The sequence below is a fragment of the Gemmatimonadota bacterium genome (assembly GCA_009692115.1).
GTDB lineage: Bacteria > Gemmatimonadota > Gemmatimonadetes > Gemmatimonadales > GWC2-71-9 > SHZU01.
Map to the genome: position 1 here is coordinate 1 of SHZU01000022.1, position 13,581 is coordinate 13,581.

Sequence of the window (13,581 nt, forward strand, 5' to 3'; positions counted from 1 at the left end):
ATCGGTACTCGAGGAGCGGGAAGGGGGTCGGCCGGGGCGGGGCGGTTCCCGTATCATGAATGCACATTAAGTTAAGGGCTGATGCGAAGCCGCCGTAAAGAGGTTTCCGATGACGCGGTCATCCGGGGGGTGCGCCGGGTGCTGGAGCGTGCCGGCCCCCGATTCAGCCTCGCCGATGCCGGGCGCGAGGTCGGCCTGAGCGCCGCTCGGCTGGTCCAACGGTTCGGCGGCCGGGCCGAGTTGCTCGGCGCCGTGTTCGAGAATTGGGGCCGCACCGGGCTGGCCGCGATGGAGGCGATGATCACGATCAAGCGCCCGCTGGCCGGCTACCTCGATTGGGTTCGAGCCGGCCTCGCGGGGATGAGCCCCGCCGGGATTCACCTGTCAATCTCGCTGCTGCAGATCGCGACGGAGGACCCGGCGCTCCGCCGCTGGCAGGCCGAGCACCTCGACCGGTCGATCGACGCGCTGGCCAGACTGCTACGACGCGCCGTCGCCGCGGGCGAGCTCGAGCAGACCGATTGCCGCCAGCTGGCGGAGCGCCTGTCGATCGTCCTGAGCGGCGCGCTGGTCCTGTCCGCCAGCCGGGGCGCCAATGGAGCTCTGCTTGCCACGTTGGCCCAACGGGAACTGACGGGAGCCCTGGCACCGTACCGGCCAAAGCGATTGGCCCGGCGGAAGCCATCGATCCGCTGACACAGGCGCTATCACTTAACACCCATTCAGGATAACGGGATTCCATGCCTCCAGCCGTCTACGCTCTCCTAAGCCTGCTCCAGACCGCCCCTCAAGCCGGCAGCCCCCGCTCGCCGACCGTTCCCGTCGCTGCCCCGGCATCGGATTCGATCGACCGAGCCGCGTACGAGGCCTACCTCGACTTCGGAGGTCTGGTGCGCGGCGGCCGGGTCCAACCCGGGTGGCTCGCCGACGGAAGCAGCTTCTGGTATGCCGAGGGCGGCCCCCAGGATCGGGTCATGTCCCGGGTGACGCTTCCGGCGAACCGGAAGGAGCCGCTCTTCGATATCCCGCGCCTCCGCGCCGCGCTGACCGAGAAGCTGGGATTCGAGCCCGCGGGCCGTGGGGTCCCGTTCGAACAGGTTGCGTTCGTGGGGCCGAGCTTGGTGCAATTCGCCCTCGAGGGCAGCACCTGGCAGCTCGACCTGCGCACCTACCGCCTGGAGCGCCCGATCCCGCCGACGTCTTTTGACTACAGCCCGCTGCTCGTGAGCGAACAGGCTCGGACCACGCCGAGGATGTTCTACAAGGAACAGTTCGCTGGGCTGGGTCGTAGCCTGGTGCCGGAGAGCCCGTCACCGGACGGCAAGTGGTTCGCCTCGATAGAGGACGACGACATCGTCCTCCGGGCCACGATCGACGGGCGGACCGTCAAGGTCACCCACGACGGCCAACCCGAGCAATTCTGGGACGTCGAGACGGTCAAGTGGAACCCGTGGTCTCCGGACGGCCAGCGGCTCGCCGTGTTCAAAATCGACACCCGGGGCATGGCCCGGATTCCGACCGTTCAATGGCTCAAGCCGCTCGAGGAAGCGGTCGAGGTCATCACCATCCCGGCCGGCGGCCGTCTCAATCGGAACGAGCTCTATCTGCTCGACGTCTTCGGCGGTGCTCCGGTCCACGTCGATATCGGCGACACCACCGACCAGTATCTCATCGTGCTGGGCTGGCTGCCGGACGGCGCCCATCTCCTGTTCGCGCGGTACGATCGACTGCTCACCAAGGTCGACATCATGAGCGCGGACGCCCGGACCGGCGCGGCCCGGGTGCTCATGACCGAGCAGTCGAAAACCTTCCTTACCAATCAGCACGAAGCGATCTGGAGCACCGACACCGGCCTCACCCCGCTGCCCGACGGCTCGGGCTTCATCTGGCGGTCCGAGCGCGACGGATGGGACCATCTGTACCGCTACGATATGAACGGAACCCTGGTCGCCCGGCTCACCCAAGGGACATTCCCGGTGACCAAAGTGGTCCGGGTGGATCAGAAGAACGGGTGGGTCTACTTCTACGCCCACGGCGATCAGGCCCGCCCCTACGACACCCATCTCTACCGGGTGAGCCTGACCGGTACCGGGTTTCATCAACTGACCGACGGGCCGGGCCAGCACGGCGTTCAGCTGTCTCCCTCGGCGGAGTACTTCACCGACACGTTTTCGAGCGTAGACGTGCCGCCCAAGACGGTCCTCCGGAAGGCCGACGGCTCCCTGCTCGGCACGCTAGGCGAGGCCGATCTCGGCCAAGTGAAACGGGTGGGCTGGGTTCCGCCGAAGGAATACGTGGTCAAGGCGGCGGACGGGAAGACCGATCTCTGGGCGACGATGTACTTCCCCTACAACTTCGATCCGAAGAAGAAGTACCCGGTAGTGGAGTACATCTATGGCGGGCCCCAGACCACGTGGCGACCGATGGACTTCGGTGGCGCCTTCGTGGGGCCGCTGGCGCGGCTCATCAACTTCGATCGAGCGCTGGCGAACCTGGGTTTTCTGGTGGTGACGCTGGATGGTCGCGGCACGCCCGGACGCTCGAAGGCTTTTCACGATGCGATCTACCGGAATTGGGGCAACTTCGAGATCGCCGACCACGCCGGCGCGCTCCGGCAGCTGGGCGAACGCCTCCCGTTCATGGATCTGAGCCGGGTCGGCATCCACGGTGCGTCGTGGGGCGGACACTACGCCTTCCGGGCCCTGACCCAGGCCCCGGATCTCTACAAGGTCGCGGTCGCGGAGTTTCCCGGCTTCGACTCGAGAAGCTTCACGCTCTACGAGATCTACCTCGGCATGCCCCAGGACAACAAGGCGTTGTACGACGCCGCCGACGCGTTTGCCCTGGCGCCCAAGGTGAAGGGGAAACTGCTGTTGACCAGCGGCACGAATGATACCGGCACGATGAAGGACATGTTCAAGATGTCCGAGCAGCTGATTCGGCTGGGTATCCAGCACAAGGTGATGGTCTATCCGAATACCGGACACGGTGCGCTCGGCAGGAGCGGGGAGTACAACGCCGAGCTCAAGGTGCGGTACTTCGTCGAGCACCTCAAGCCCTGAAGGGCAATCGGTGGCCGCTCGGAATCAGCCTGCAACGTTTTGGCGGGTTCCAACGTCAGGGTCTAATCATGGCGACCCCGCCCCTCCGACGATCCTGGCCCGTCACCCTCCCCGCCGTCCATTGGGCCGGCCTGCTCTGGCTCGTCACCTTGGCCGGATTCATCGTCGTCGCCACCCTGCCCGGGGCCCTCGATCAGCTCGCCTTTACCCCCTCGGCGATGACCCTCCGTCCGTGGACGGTGCTGAGCTATCTGTTCGCCCATACCGGTCCCCTGTCCCTGTCCCTGGCCCTCGATCTCGCCGCCCTGCTGTTGCTGGCCCCCCGCTCGAGCGCGGCGCGAGCGGGGGGCGGCTCCTCGGCTGGTTCGACCCCGTGGGACGTGATCGACCTCGACGCGCTCCACGAGACGAACCGCGAGGGGGTGGAGGTTCTGCTCCATCGCGCCCGCGAGCTCGGCCCCACCCATCTCCGTCCCGCGGACCGGGAGCTACTCGATCGGAGGCCACCGCGGCGAAACTGACCGCCGAGCGGGCCCGCTCCCTGTAGCCGCCGCTCAGCGGTCTCGACCAGCGCGAGGAGACATTCCTCGCCACGCTTGGGTGGATCCCGCGGGCACGATCGGCACCACGATGTGGGACGGAAATACCGCCGTATGCTCGATCCGATCGTGAGCCACCCGGATCTCCGTGCCGGTCTCCGAGTTCATCGTGTTCAAATTGCGGCCGAAGTTCGGAAAATCGCTGCCCGCAACTTCGATCCGAATCCGGTGCCCGGCCTCGAAGTAGGTGCTGGTCGGAAACAGCTCGATCGCAAGGGGGAACACCTTGCCGGGCACCACCGGTTCCGGGGCCGAGTAGGAATTCCGGTACTTGGCCCGGGCAATCCCCTCGGCGATGTTGAGCGAGCGGCCGTCCGGCGCTACGTCGAGGAGTTTCACGGCCACGTCGGTGTCCTCGACGTCGGTTGCCAGGTAGATGACGGCGCTCACCGGTCCGGTGACCTCCACCCCGGCCGCCAACGGTTCCGAGGTGTAGACCAGGACATCCGACCGGGTCTCGACCGCGCGATGGTCGACCGCGCCATTCGGAAGCCCACCCCGCGCGCCGGCGGTCCGGCTGGTGACCGACGGAACGGGATTGGCCGGATCGTAGCTGAACCGGTCGGCCGGACCAGCGCCGGGACGGTCCCGGCGGAGGACCCCGTCACCCAGCAGGGTATTCGATTTGCCGCCGCTTTCGAGATAGAACTTGGTGAACTCGGTGCCGGGAATCGGCCACGCCGCGGCGGTGCGCCACTCGTTCTTCACCGGCAGGAAGTAGAGGACGTTCGGCAGTTCCGGCGGCGTGGCGCCGAGCATCCGGGCGTCGAGCCAGCGATCGCGGAGTCCGTTCAAGTCGATGATGGCGTCCGGCCCCCCGTCGCGCTCGCCCACCACCCGGTTGCGATTGACGCCATGGAGCCACGGGCCCACCACCAGCATGTGCTTGGCCGGGTCGGCTTTCGCGACGCCGGCGTAGTTCTGAATTTGGCCCCGCAACTGGCCTTCGTACCAGCCGGTGACGTTGAAGGACGGGATATCGAAGCTCCCATAACGGTCCCGCATCTGGAGCGGCTGCCAGTACTCGTCGAGCCGGTCGTGTTCCATGGCGAGCCGCCAATACGAGACCTCGCGGCCGACCCCGGTGCTCAAGGTGCTGAGCGGCAGACCCCGCATCACCTGACCCCAGTTCCAGCCCGCCGACGCCTGCCGCACCCGGCCGTCCATCCCCATCATCCAGGTGTACATCAGGTCGAGCTTCGGAACTCCGTTGAAGCGGGTGCCGTCATGCCAGTCGTCGGCCGGTGACACGTACGAGACGATGGCCGAATGAGCCTGGTGCCGCTCCTTGGCCATCTCCCATTGGACTTTGCCCAGGTAGGATCCTCCCATGGTCGCCACCTTGCCGTTGGACCACGCCTGAGCGGCGATCCAACTCATGACGGCGGCGCCATCCTTGCCGTCGTGGCTGAACGGGGCGAACTCGCCGTCCGAATCGTAGCGCCCCCGGACGTCGACGGTGACGAACGCATAGCCCCGTTTGACGAACTGCCACGCGTCCGCCATCGAAGTGGCCGAGTTGTTGTTGTACGGCGTCAGCTCGAAGATGGCCGGCCGGGCGCCCTCGCCCTTCGGCCGGTACACATCGGCCGAGAGGCGAACCCCGTCCCGCATCGCCACCTTGACGTTGTACCGAATGACCATCGGGTACTCGGCCGCCGTCTGCGCCACGGCGGCCGAGGAGCCCAGGCCGGCCGCGGCCAGTGCGGCCACGGCCCCGAGAATGACGGAACGGCGCGAGAGCGGACTCATTTGTTGGTGTTCGGGTTGTTGAGCCGCTCGGCGTCCGGCAGCGGCAAGCACTTGGTATCGCCGTAGGCGACGCCTTTGGGATTGACGCCGGTGTCGAACGGGAGATTGAACCGGAGCAGGTCGTTCAGCCGCTGCCCTTCGAGAAACAACTCGCGGCGCCGTTCTTCCCGAACCTGCCCGGTAATCTCGACCGGATCGGTACTGCTGAACTGGGGCAGGCTGGCGAGGGTTCGGAGCCGGTTGATGGCCTCGACCGCGCTCTGGCCGCCCTCGGCCTCGGCAATGATCAGTTGGGCCTCGCGCCACGTCGCGATCGGCACCGGAGCTGACTCGCTGAGGTACTTCCGCTGGAACCACACCCGGCTGACGCCATCGTGCCCGTTCCGTCCCGCATCGACGGTGCTCACTCTCGGGTCGGCGACCGCCCCGACCCTGAGGTCGCGATACCGAGGATCAACCGAGATGTAGAAGTTGCGCTGGCCTTCCGCGTAGGTCCGGTTCCAGCGCCGCTCATTGGCGGTGGATCGGCTGGCGGTCTTGGAGTAGCCGGCGGGAACCGCCCGGGCGTCGGCAGCGGCCTCGGCCTTCTTCCCGAGATTGAGCCGGACCCGGGCCCGGCCCACCCGGGCCATGTTCAGGATATCGGTGTTGTTGGCGGTGGTGGCCAGACCGATCGCCGTCGTAAACCGGGTTTCCGCGGTCCCGAGGACGGCGGGGGGCAACAGCAATGGCCCGGCATCGACCGTCATTTCGCAGAACGCCTCGCCGAGCAGGGTGTAGGCGTACCCGGCGTAGGCCGCCGCCGTGGCGAGCAACACCGGTTTGTTCGGCACGCTGGCGTCGGGAAAGGCGGTGATCCGCTCGAGGGCATTGTCGGCTTGGAACCGGGCCGTCTGGAGCGGGGTGAAGAGGCCGAAGCCGAGGTCGGTACAGGTGCCGCTCGCCAGGTTGCCGTTGTCGGAGAAGATCCGCCGCTGGTCCCACGTGAACACCGCGATCCACCCGGTCGACTCGACCAGTTCGTCGCCCAGGAGGCCGGTGGCGGTGATGTAGTTGGTGAGGGCGCACTCGAAATCCCCAACGGCGCCGGCGACGATCGTCGCCGCGAGCTGCGGGTTATCGAGGGTTTCGGCGGGGACTCGGGTCGGCAACTCGACGTCGAGCAGGCTGCCGCAGCCGGTCAGCGGGCCGGCCGCGGCGACGACCAGGGCCAGCCCACCGGTCGTGCGGTGGAAACAGCTCATGGGTGCGGACATGGGTTCCTCCGGCCTAGAAGGTGAGACGGATAGTGGTGATCAACTGGGCAAACGGCGGCAGCACCGTCTGGACGTAGGCCGACAGTTCGGCCCCCGGGGTTCGGATTTCCGGGTCGGGAATCGGTTCCCCGTAGATCTCCCGCTGGGCCCGCCACAGGTAGGCCACATTGCGCGCCGCGATATTGATCGCGGCCCGCGAAACCCGGAACGAACGGGACAGCTTAGCCGGGAGCGTATAGGTGGCCGACACCTCCCGAAGCTTGGCGAACCCGGCATCGAAGAAGCCGACCGGCGCCGCGATTCCGAGCCGGTCGTACGCCAGAAGAATGGGGTCCTTCCGGTCGACGATTGCCTTCGAGTTTCGGAAGGCGGTGTGCATCGCCTCGATGTCGCCGTGCTCGATCAGGAATCCGCCCATGAAATCGACCAGTCCGTATATCTGGAGACCCCCGAGAATCGTAAAGGTCGACGAGACGGCGCCCTCCCACTTGGGCGTCGGCCTCCCGTAAAACACTCTGGGGGCGGTGGCGCAGGCAACGCCGGCGCCCCCGGCGGGGCCCGGATCGCAGAGAATATTGATGGCCTGGCCGGCGCCATCGATGTCGGCGCTGATGATCCGCCGCTCGAAGAACGACCCGATCGGGTATCCCTCTCGTTGCTGCTGGGCCCCGAACACGATCGGCGGCACTCCACCAAGGCTCACCACCTCATTCGTGGCGGTCGAGACCTTGAAGCCGAGATCCCAACCGAACCGGCGGCTCGTCAGCACCTGGGTGTTCAACTCGAACTCGACCCCGCTGTTCTTGACCTCGCCCACGTTCACGAACTGGAAGCCGGGGAATCCGGTCGACGGGGGAACCCGCTTCAGGACGATCCCGTCGGTCCGCCGCTGCCGGAAGTAGGTGAAGCCGATCCCGATCCGGTCATTCCAAAGCCCCGCGTCGAACCCGACCTCGATCTCCTGGCCCTGCTCGGGCTTCAAGTCCGGATTGCCGACCGCCTGCGGGGTGAGCACCGAGACGTCGCCCGGGCCGGTGGTGGGCTGATAGAGCCGTCTCGCGGCGAAGACATCGGGCTGCTGGCCGGCCCGGCCATACGCGGCCCGCAGCTTCATCGTCGACACCGGTTTGAAACGCCAGAACGGCTCCTCGCTCACCACCCAGCTCGCGCTCACCTTCGGGTAGACGACGAAGTCGTAATTCTGTCCGAAAGCGCTGTTGTCGTCGCCCCGCAAGGCCCCGGTGACGAAGAGCCGGTTCTTGTAGCCGAACTGCTGTTGCACGAACAGCCCGAAGGTCTTGTTCTCGATGATGTCTTCCGAGCCGGTCGTGACCGCCGCGCCGCCGACCGTGGTGACCGGAGGGGCCGGGAACTGCGAGCCCTGGACCGAGACCGTCTCGAAGCGCTTGGTATAGTACTGAACCCCGGCCGACGTCGTCGACCGGATGTTCGACGTCAGTTTGAGTTCGGCGTTGGCCGAGTAGTCGAGCGAGTAGTAATGGACTCGGCGCCGCTCGACCGTCTTCTGGCCCAGGCTCAGGGCCCCGAAGAAGTAGGCCGAGCCGTCGGGATGCCTGGGAAAGAGAATCGAGTTGGTCTCGTCGGTCACGTCGGCGCCGGCGCTGAACCGGTGGGAGAGCCAGCCGAGCGGGCGCCAGGTCGACTGAACCCCTGCGATGAAGCGATCGACCTTTGCCAATGACTCGATCTCCGAAGCGGCCTCGGGCGTGGCCCGGAGGAAACCGCGGGTTCGGGTCGCCAGCCGCGAGGGCGCGCCCCAGACCAACTGGTCCCAGATTCCCCAACCGGCCGCGGCCTGGGCAAACCGGGTCCGGCTGGTGGTGAAGCCGATATTGGCCGAGAAATCGAGCTTGGCGCTCGGCGTCAAGTTCAGATTGGCCCGGGTGTTGGCCTTGTTGAGCGTGTTGTAGTCCACCACGCCTTCGCCCCGGTCGTAGTCGCCCGAGAGGAAGTAGCGGATCTGATCGGTGCCGCCGCGAACGCTCGCTCCATAGGACTGACTCCGCCCGGTCTGGAAGATCGGCCGTCCCGCGGCGAGCTCGCTCTCCAGCAGATTGACGCTCTCGATCGTGCCGGAGGCGTTCCGGCTGAAGACAGTCGGGACCTTGGAAGCGGCGTCGGCCAGCCAGGTGCCACCCTGCTTGGCCGTGAGTTCGACCGAGGGGCGGCCGGTCACCCCGCGCTTGGTGATGATCTGGATCACTCCGCTCGAGGCTTCGGTCCCGTAGAGGGTCGCGGCCGCCGGGCCCTTGATGACCTCGATGCTCTCGATGTCCTCGGGGTTGATGTCGTTGATCCGGGACACTTGGCGGCCTTGGCGAATGTTCGGCCCCGCCGCCGGGTCGTTGTTGACCCGCACCCCATCGATGTAGAGCAGCGGCTCGTTCGACAACGAGAGGCTCGCGACGCCGCGGATTCTGGTCACACCGCCGGTGCCGAGGTTACCCGAGCCCGGGAGGATGACCACTCCGGCCACGCGGGAATTGAGGAGCTGCTGGACGTTGGTGACCGGAGCCCGCTCGTTGATGAAACTGGCCTGCACTTGACCAACGGCGTTGCCAACCGTTCGCTTTTCGACGGCGCCCGCCGTGCCGGTCACCACCATCTCGTCGAGGGTGACGGCCTGCTCCTCGATCACAACCCGGACGTTCTGGTCGCCGACCCGGGCTGTGACCGTCATCCGCCGGAATCCAATGACCCGGATGTCGAGCACCACCTCCGTTCCGGGGAGCGAGGTCAGCCGAAACCGGCCCCGAACATCCGTCGTGGCGACGGTCGGCGTCCCGCTCACGATGACCCGGGCGCCGGCGACCGGCTCCTGGGTCCGGCCGGAAATGACCGTGCCGGCCACGGTTCCTTCCTGGGCCATGGCTGGCCTCGGCGCGAGGATGGAGAGCACGGCCAAGCCGAGCGACGTGACGAAACGCATCGTCAACCTCCTGAGTCGGATCTCATGGGGGAGTGCTGCGGAGACAGAGAGAGCCTGACGAACGGGCATACGATGATCCCCCTTTCGTGCTGTGGCTTGTTGAGTCTTGACTATCTACAGTACCGCTCGGCCGGGCCGAGCGCAACGATCTCGACGCCCCGTCAGCGCATCGTCCCCCGCCCCAAATCGCACCACGACACCCCGACGGACGCTGAGTCCCGCTGGAACTCGACCCCCCGGAACCGGGCCCCATCGAGCGCGAACCCGCTCACCCGACCCGCCCGATCTCGCTGGAACCGGAACGTCAGCATCCCCCGGACGCCCATCGTCCGAAACCGATCCCGACCCACCGGGCGGAGAATCGCCTCGCCGTGCCGCCGGATGCACCAGCGCAGCGTGCCGTCGTCCGCGGGACGGAGATCGTGGGTCACGTCGAACAGTTCGGAACTCTTGAACCGGCCTCGAAAATCCTCCACCCGGTTGGTGGACGCGGGAACCGCCGCGGTGCTATCCCTTGCCGGTGCGCCGGCTCCGGCGTTCGCCTCGGGAAGGGTGCCCGGGGGCAGGAAGAGCGCCAGCACCTGCCGGGCATGGGAGGCGCTGGTGAACTCGGTGGTGTTGCCCACGACGGCCACCCCGAGCTCCAGTTCGGGCAGGTACATCACCTGACTCCGGAACCCTCGCCAGCTTCCGCCATGGCTCAGCATCACGTGGCTCCCCACTCGATCGACCTGGACGCCAAACGCATAGGAGATGGTATCGCCGCTGTTCAGGACGCCGCGTTCCCGGATCCGGTTGCGCACCGCCCCCCCGCCGACTTGACCAGTGGAAAGGTTGGCAAGCCACCGGGCAATGTCCTCAGCGGTTGAGATGACGGAGGACGATCCCACTGCCGCGGTGTGGTTGCCGAGCACCCGGTAGCCCCCGCCCTCCCGGGGCTGGTACGAGGCGGCCCAGTTGGCCGTAATCATGGTATGGTCGTCGTGCACGTGGGTGTCGCGCATGCCGAGGGGTTCGAACACCCGGGTCCGAAGGAACTCCGCGAACCGGATCCCGCTCACCCGGGCCACGGTCTCGGCCAGGAGGTTGTAGCCGGTGTTGGAGTACAGCTCTTCGCTGCCGGGGTCGAAGTTGAGCCGCTTCTGGCTCCGGGCGAGGGTGAGGATCTCGGGGACCTCCCAGACATCGTCGAACTGGAACCCGGAGAGGTAGAGCAACTCGACCCAGTCGCGCACGCCGCTGGTGTGGTGCACCAGGTGACGGAGGGTCACGGGCCGGGAGAAGACCGGGAGCTCGGGAAGGTACTTCCGCACGTCGTCGCCGAGATCGAGCCGGCCCTCCTCGGCGAGCAGGGCAATCGCGAAGCCGGTGAACTGCTTCGAAACCGACGCCATGTCGAAGGTCGTGTGCGGGCCAACGGCCCGGGCGCCGTCGAGGTCGGCCATGCCGTAGCTCCGGGAGAGCACGATCTCGCCGTTCCGGATCACGGCAACCTGGGCGCCGGGTCCGTCGGTCCGGTTCCACCGTTGGAAGATCTCGTCGACCCGGACCGCGGGGGGCGTCTGTGCCTGGAGGGCCGTTCCAGCCAGCAGCAACCAGACGAACGATTCAGCATGGCATCGCATGAGACTCTCCTGAGGCTGGCCTGGCAAAAGTAAGGACCTGGACCTAGGACCGGGGAACGACCGGCAACTCCAGATACGATCCCCGGGCGCCACCCCAATGCACCGTCACCGTCGGCACGACGTTCCCCGGCGCATCCGGCCGGTTCGACGGCGCCAGCGCGGGATGTAACTCGAACGTCGGCCAATCCGCCGCCGCGATCGAGAGCCGGATCGAATGGCCCTGCTTGAATCGCCACGCCGTCGGATAGAGCGCCGTCACCACCTCAGCCACCTTCCCCCCGGCAAAGACCCTGGGGTCGTAGTCGGCCGCCCGATAGCCATGCCACGGCAGGACGGGTTCCACCCGGACCCCGCGGTGGCCCGGAATCACCAGGTCCTGGTTCACCAACTTTGAAAATCCGGCCCGATGCTGATACTCGGTGACCTGCACCGCCCGCCCGCTCGGATCGACGTCCTCGAGATAGAAATAGAAATCCCCGTCATCCGCCGTCGATGAGGCCCACAGGTGCACGATGGGATGGCCGATCACGTCGGTGTCGCGTTCGAGCGGGGCGGTCGTGTAGCTGAGGCCCCGCCGGTCGAGCTCGGTCCGCACCGGGGGCCCCTCGGGCACCCCGAACATGAACTGGCGGTTCCGCTGGAACGCCGCGACGCCGGGCGCCGGCCGCCCGGACAACGAATCAACCGCGGCAATTTCCTTCGCTCCGAAGAGCGGCTCCCAGGCCGAGTATTGCGAGAAGTCGGCGGTGAATAGGTCCGACCGAGGGGCCGGCGCCTTCACCCGAGCGAGACCGTTCCCGTCCGCGAGATACATCCGGGCGGGCGCGGACGCCGGCGGTGGCCAGGTCGGCGCGGTGCGCCAGCCGTCGTTCATCACGAAGTAGCGGACCGCCGGCTCCCGGTCGACCCCGTTGCGAATACCCTTGAGCCATCGGTCGAACCAGCGGAGTTCCTCGATCCGGGCCTCGATCGGCAACCCGGCCGCCGGCGTGGGCAGGCCAACCGACGCCGCAAACGCCTGGGAGACCCCTTGGTGATAGACGGGCCGCGCGATCAAGCGTGACGGCAACGCGCGGTGGGTGGTGCTGAACACCTGGAAGGTGCCCTCCACGAACGCGTCGAACCACCCGGCCAGGTTGAGCACCGCGACCCCCGACTTCATCACATCGGGAAGCCAGGCCCAGGCGAGATCCGGCGCCGTCCGGCCGTCGCCCGGGCGCTTGGTGTCCCAGAACTTCATCGCCGAGAAGACCGGATCGCCGTCGAAGGTCCCGGGCGCGCCGGCAGGGTCGGCGACGTGCTGCATCACGGCGCTGAGATAGTAGTGATGGGTCCGGGCCACCCCATCGGCGTACCGCGGGGCCGGCCCCGATTCGAGCGGCCACCGGTAGTCGTCCGAGAACCAGCCGTTGCCGTTCAGGTCGAGGGGAATCTCGTCGGCGATCTCGCCGTCGCCGTCCTCGTCGATCACCGGCGGGGTCGGCGGAATCGGAACCGGCGTGAACACGCTGCTCCGGTTGAGATGGTAGGTCACCGCGGTCCAGACCTGCATGAAGGCGTAGGAATAGATCCCGCCCGGATGCATCAGGAACCGGTCCCATCCGGCGTGCTCCGGCACGATCGCCTTGAGGGCCTTCGGCGCCTTCGACGCGACCGCCAACTGTGACCACCCCTCATAGCTCCCGCCCCGCATCCCGACGGTGCCGTCGGACCACGGCTGCGCGGCGATCCAGTCGACCAGTTCCTTCCCGTCGTCGCGGACCCGCGGGTCCATCAGGTTCATCGAGCCGAACGATCCGCCGGTGCCGCGCATGTCGGCGGAAACCTGGGCGTAGCCGTGGCGGAGGAAGAATGGATCGACGATCACTTGGCCGTTCGACGGATTGAGGAACGACCGGCCGTACGGGGTGTACCGAAAGACCACCGGAAACCGGCTGGTTGGCCGCCCTTGGCCCTTCCACCCGGCGGGCACCACCACGTCGACGGCGAGCTTGGTGCCGTCCTTCATCGTCACGAAGGTGGCCGAGCGGGTGTAGCTGTCCCAGAGAACGGGATCGGCCGCCTTGGCCGGTTGGGCCGCGAGCGGGCCGCTCGAAAGTACGAGGGCGAGGATCAGCACGGGCGTGCGCATGGGACGGTCGGCCTCACTGGATCGGCACGGGGGGAAGATATTGGCCCGGACCGCAGTCCGGTATAGAAGGGCGTCATCGGGCCGCGGGCAGAACTCCGTTGACGATCAGGTCGAGGCCGTTCAATGACAACTGCCCCGCCGCTTCCCCGGCGCCGCGCCACTCGGTGGTGACCACCACCACCATCGCCTTGGCCGGCACCACGAAA

Annotated in this window: 8 protein-coding genes; 3 read left to right on the top strand and 5 right to left on the bottom strand. The window is 67.1% G+C overall.

The annotated features are described in order from the left end of the window. Positions 1–81 precede the first annotated feature (81 nt). The 3 genes from EXR94_14635 to EXR94_14645 all read left to right on the top strand — a co-directional run bounded on the left by EXR94_14635 (position 82) and on the right by EXR94_14645 (position 3,583). Positions 82–696 (top strand): hypothetical protein, encoded by a 615-nt coding sequence (locus EXR94_14635; GenBank protein MSR03952.1) that lies wholly within the window; start codon positions 82–84, stop codon positions 694–696. A 44-nt stretch (positions 697–740) separates the two neighbouring features. Beyond that, on the top strand, positions 741–3,062 hold the full coding sequence (locus EXR94_14640) for a S9 family peptidase (GenBank protein ID MSR03953.1): 2,322 nt from the start codon (positions 741–743) through the stop codon (positions 3,060–3,062). 68 nt (positions 3,063–3,130) lie between these two features. Next, on the top strand, positions 3,131–3,583 hold the full coding sequence (locus EXR94_14645; protein MSR03954.1) for a hypothetical protein: 453 nt from the start codon (positions 3,131–3,133) through the stop codon (positions 3,581–3,583). Positions 3,584–3,616: 33 nt separating this feature from the next. On the opposite strand, the gene EXR94_14650 is transcribed toward EXR94_14645, so the two are convergent. From EXR94_14650 to EXR94_14670, 5 genes are all read right to left on the bottom strand, one after another. Continuing rightward, a complete protein-coding gene (locus EXR94_14650; GenBank protein MSR03955.1) occupies positions 3,617–5,413 on the bottom strand; it encodes a CocE/NonD family hydrolase in 1,797 nt (598 codons plus the stop codon). After that, a complete protein-coding gene (locus EXR94_14655; protein MSR03956.1) occupies positions 5,410–6,669 on the bottom strand; it encodes a RagB/SusD family nutrient uptake outer membrane protein in 1,260 nt (419 codons plus the stop codon). The genes EXR94_14650 and EXR94_14655 overlap by 4 nt, the downstream gene beginning before the upstream one ends. A gap of 13 nt (positions 6,670–6,682) precedes the next feature. Then, positions 6,683–9,688: a SusC/RagA family TonB-linked outer membrane protein gene (locus tag EXR94_14660; protein ID MSR03957.1), complete on the bottom strand. Its 3,006-nt coding sequence runs from the start codon at positions 9,686–9,688 to the stop codon at positions 6,683–6,685. Between the two features lie 92 nt (positions 9,689–9,780). Continuing rightward, complete coding sequence (locus EXR94_14665) at positions 9,781–11,244, bottom strand: class A beta-lactamase-related serine hydrolase (protein ID MSR03958.1); 1,464 nt, start codon at positions 11,242–11,244, stop codon at positions 9,781–9,783. A 43-nt stretch (positions 11,245–11,287) separates the two neighbouring features. Next, on the bottom strand, positions 11,288–13,375 hold the full coding sequence (locus tag EXR94_14670) for a CocE/NonD family hydrolase (protein MSR03959.1): 2,088 nt from the start codon (positions 13,373–13,375) through the stop codon (positions 11,288–11,290). Between the last annotated feature and the right edge of the window lie 206 nt (positions 13,376–13,581).

Coding starts and splice junctions, on each gene's coding strand:
- EXR94_14660 (MSR03957.1), bottom strand. CDS start 9,688: ATGCCCGTTCGTCAGGCTCTCTCTGTCTCCGCAGCACTCCCCCATGAG.
- EXR94_14665 (MSR03958.1), bottom strand. CDS start 11,244: ATGCGATGCCATGCTGAATCGTTCGTCTGGTTGCTGCTGGCTGGAACG.
- EXR94_14635 (MSR03952.1), top strand. CDS start 82: ATGCGAAGCCGCCGTAAAGAGGTTTCCGATGACGCGGTCATCCGGGGG.
- EXR94_14670 (MSR03959.1), bottom strand. CDS start 13,375: ATGCGCACGCCCGTGCTGATCCTCGCCCTCGTACTTTCGAGCGGCCCG.
- EXR94_14645 (MSR03954.1), top strand. CDS start 3,131: ATGGCGACCCCGCCCCTCCGACGATCCTGGCCCGTCACCCTCCCCGCC.
- EXR94_14650 (MSR03955.1), bottom strand. CDS start 5,413: ATGAGTCCGCTCTCGCGCCGTTCCGTCATTCTCGGGGCCGTGGCCGCA.
- EXR94_14640 (MSR03953.1), top strand. CDS start 741: ATGCCTCCAGCCGTCTACGCTCTCCTAAGCCTGCTCCAGACCGCCCCT.
- EXR94_14655 (MSR03956.1), bottom strand. CDS start 6,669: ATGTCCGCACCCATGAGCTGTTTCCACCGCACGACCGGTGGGCTGGCC.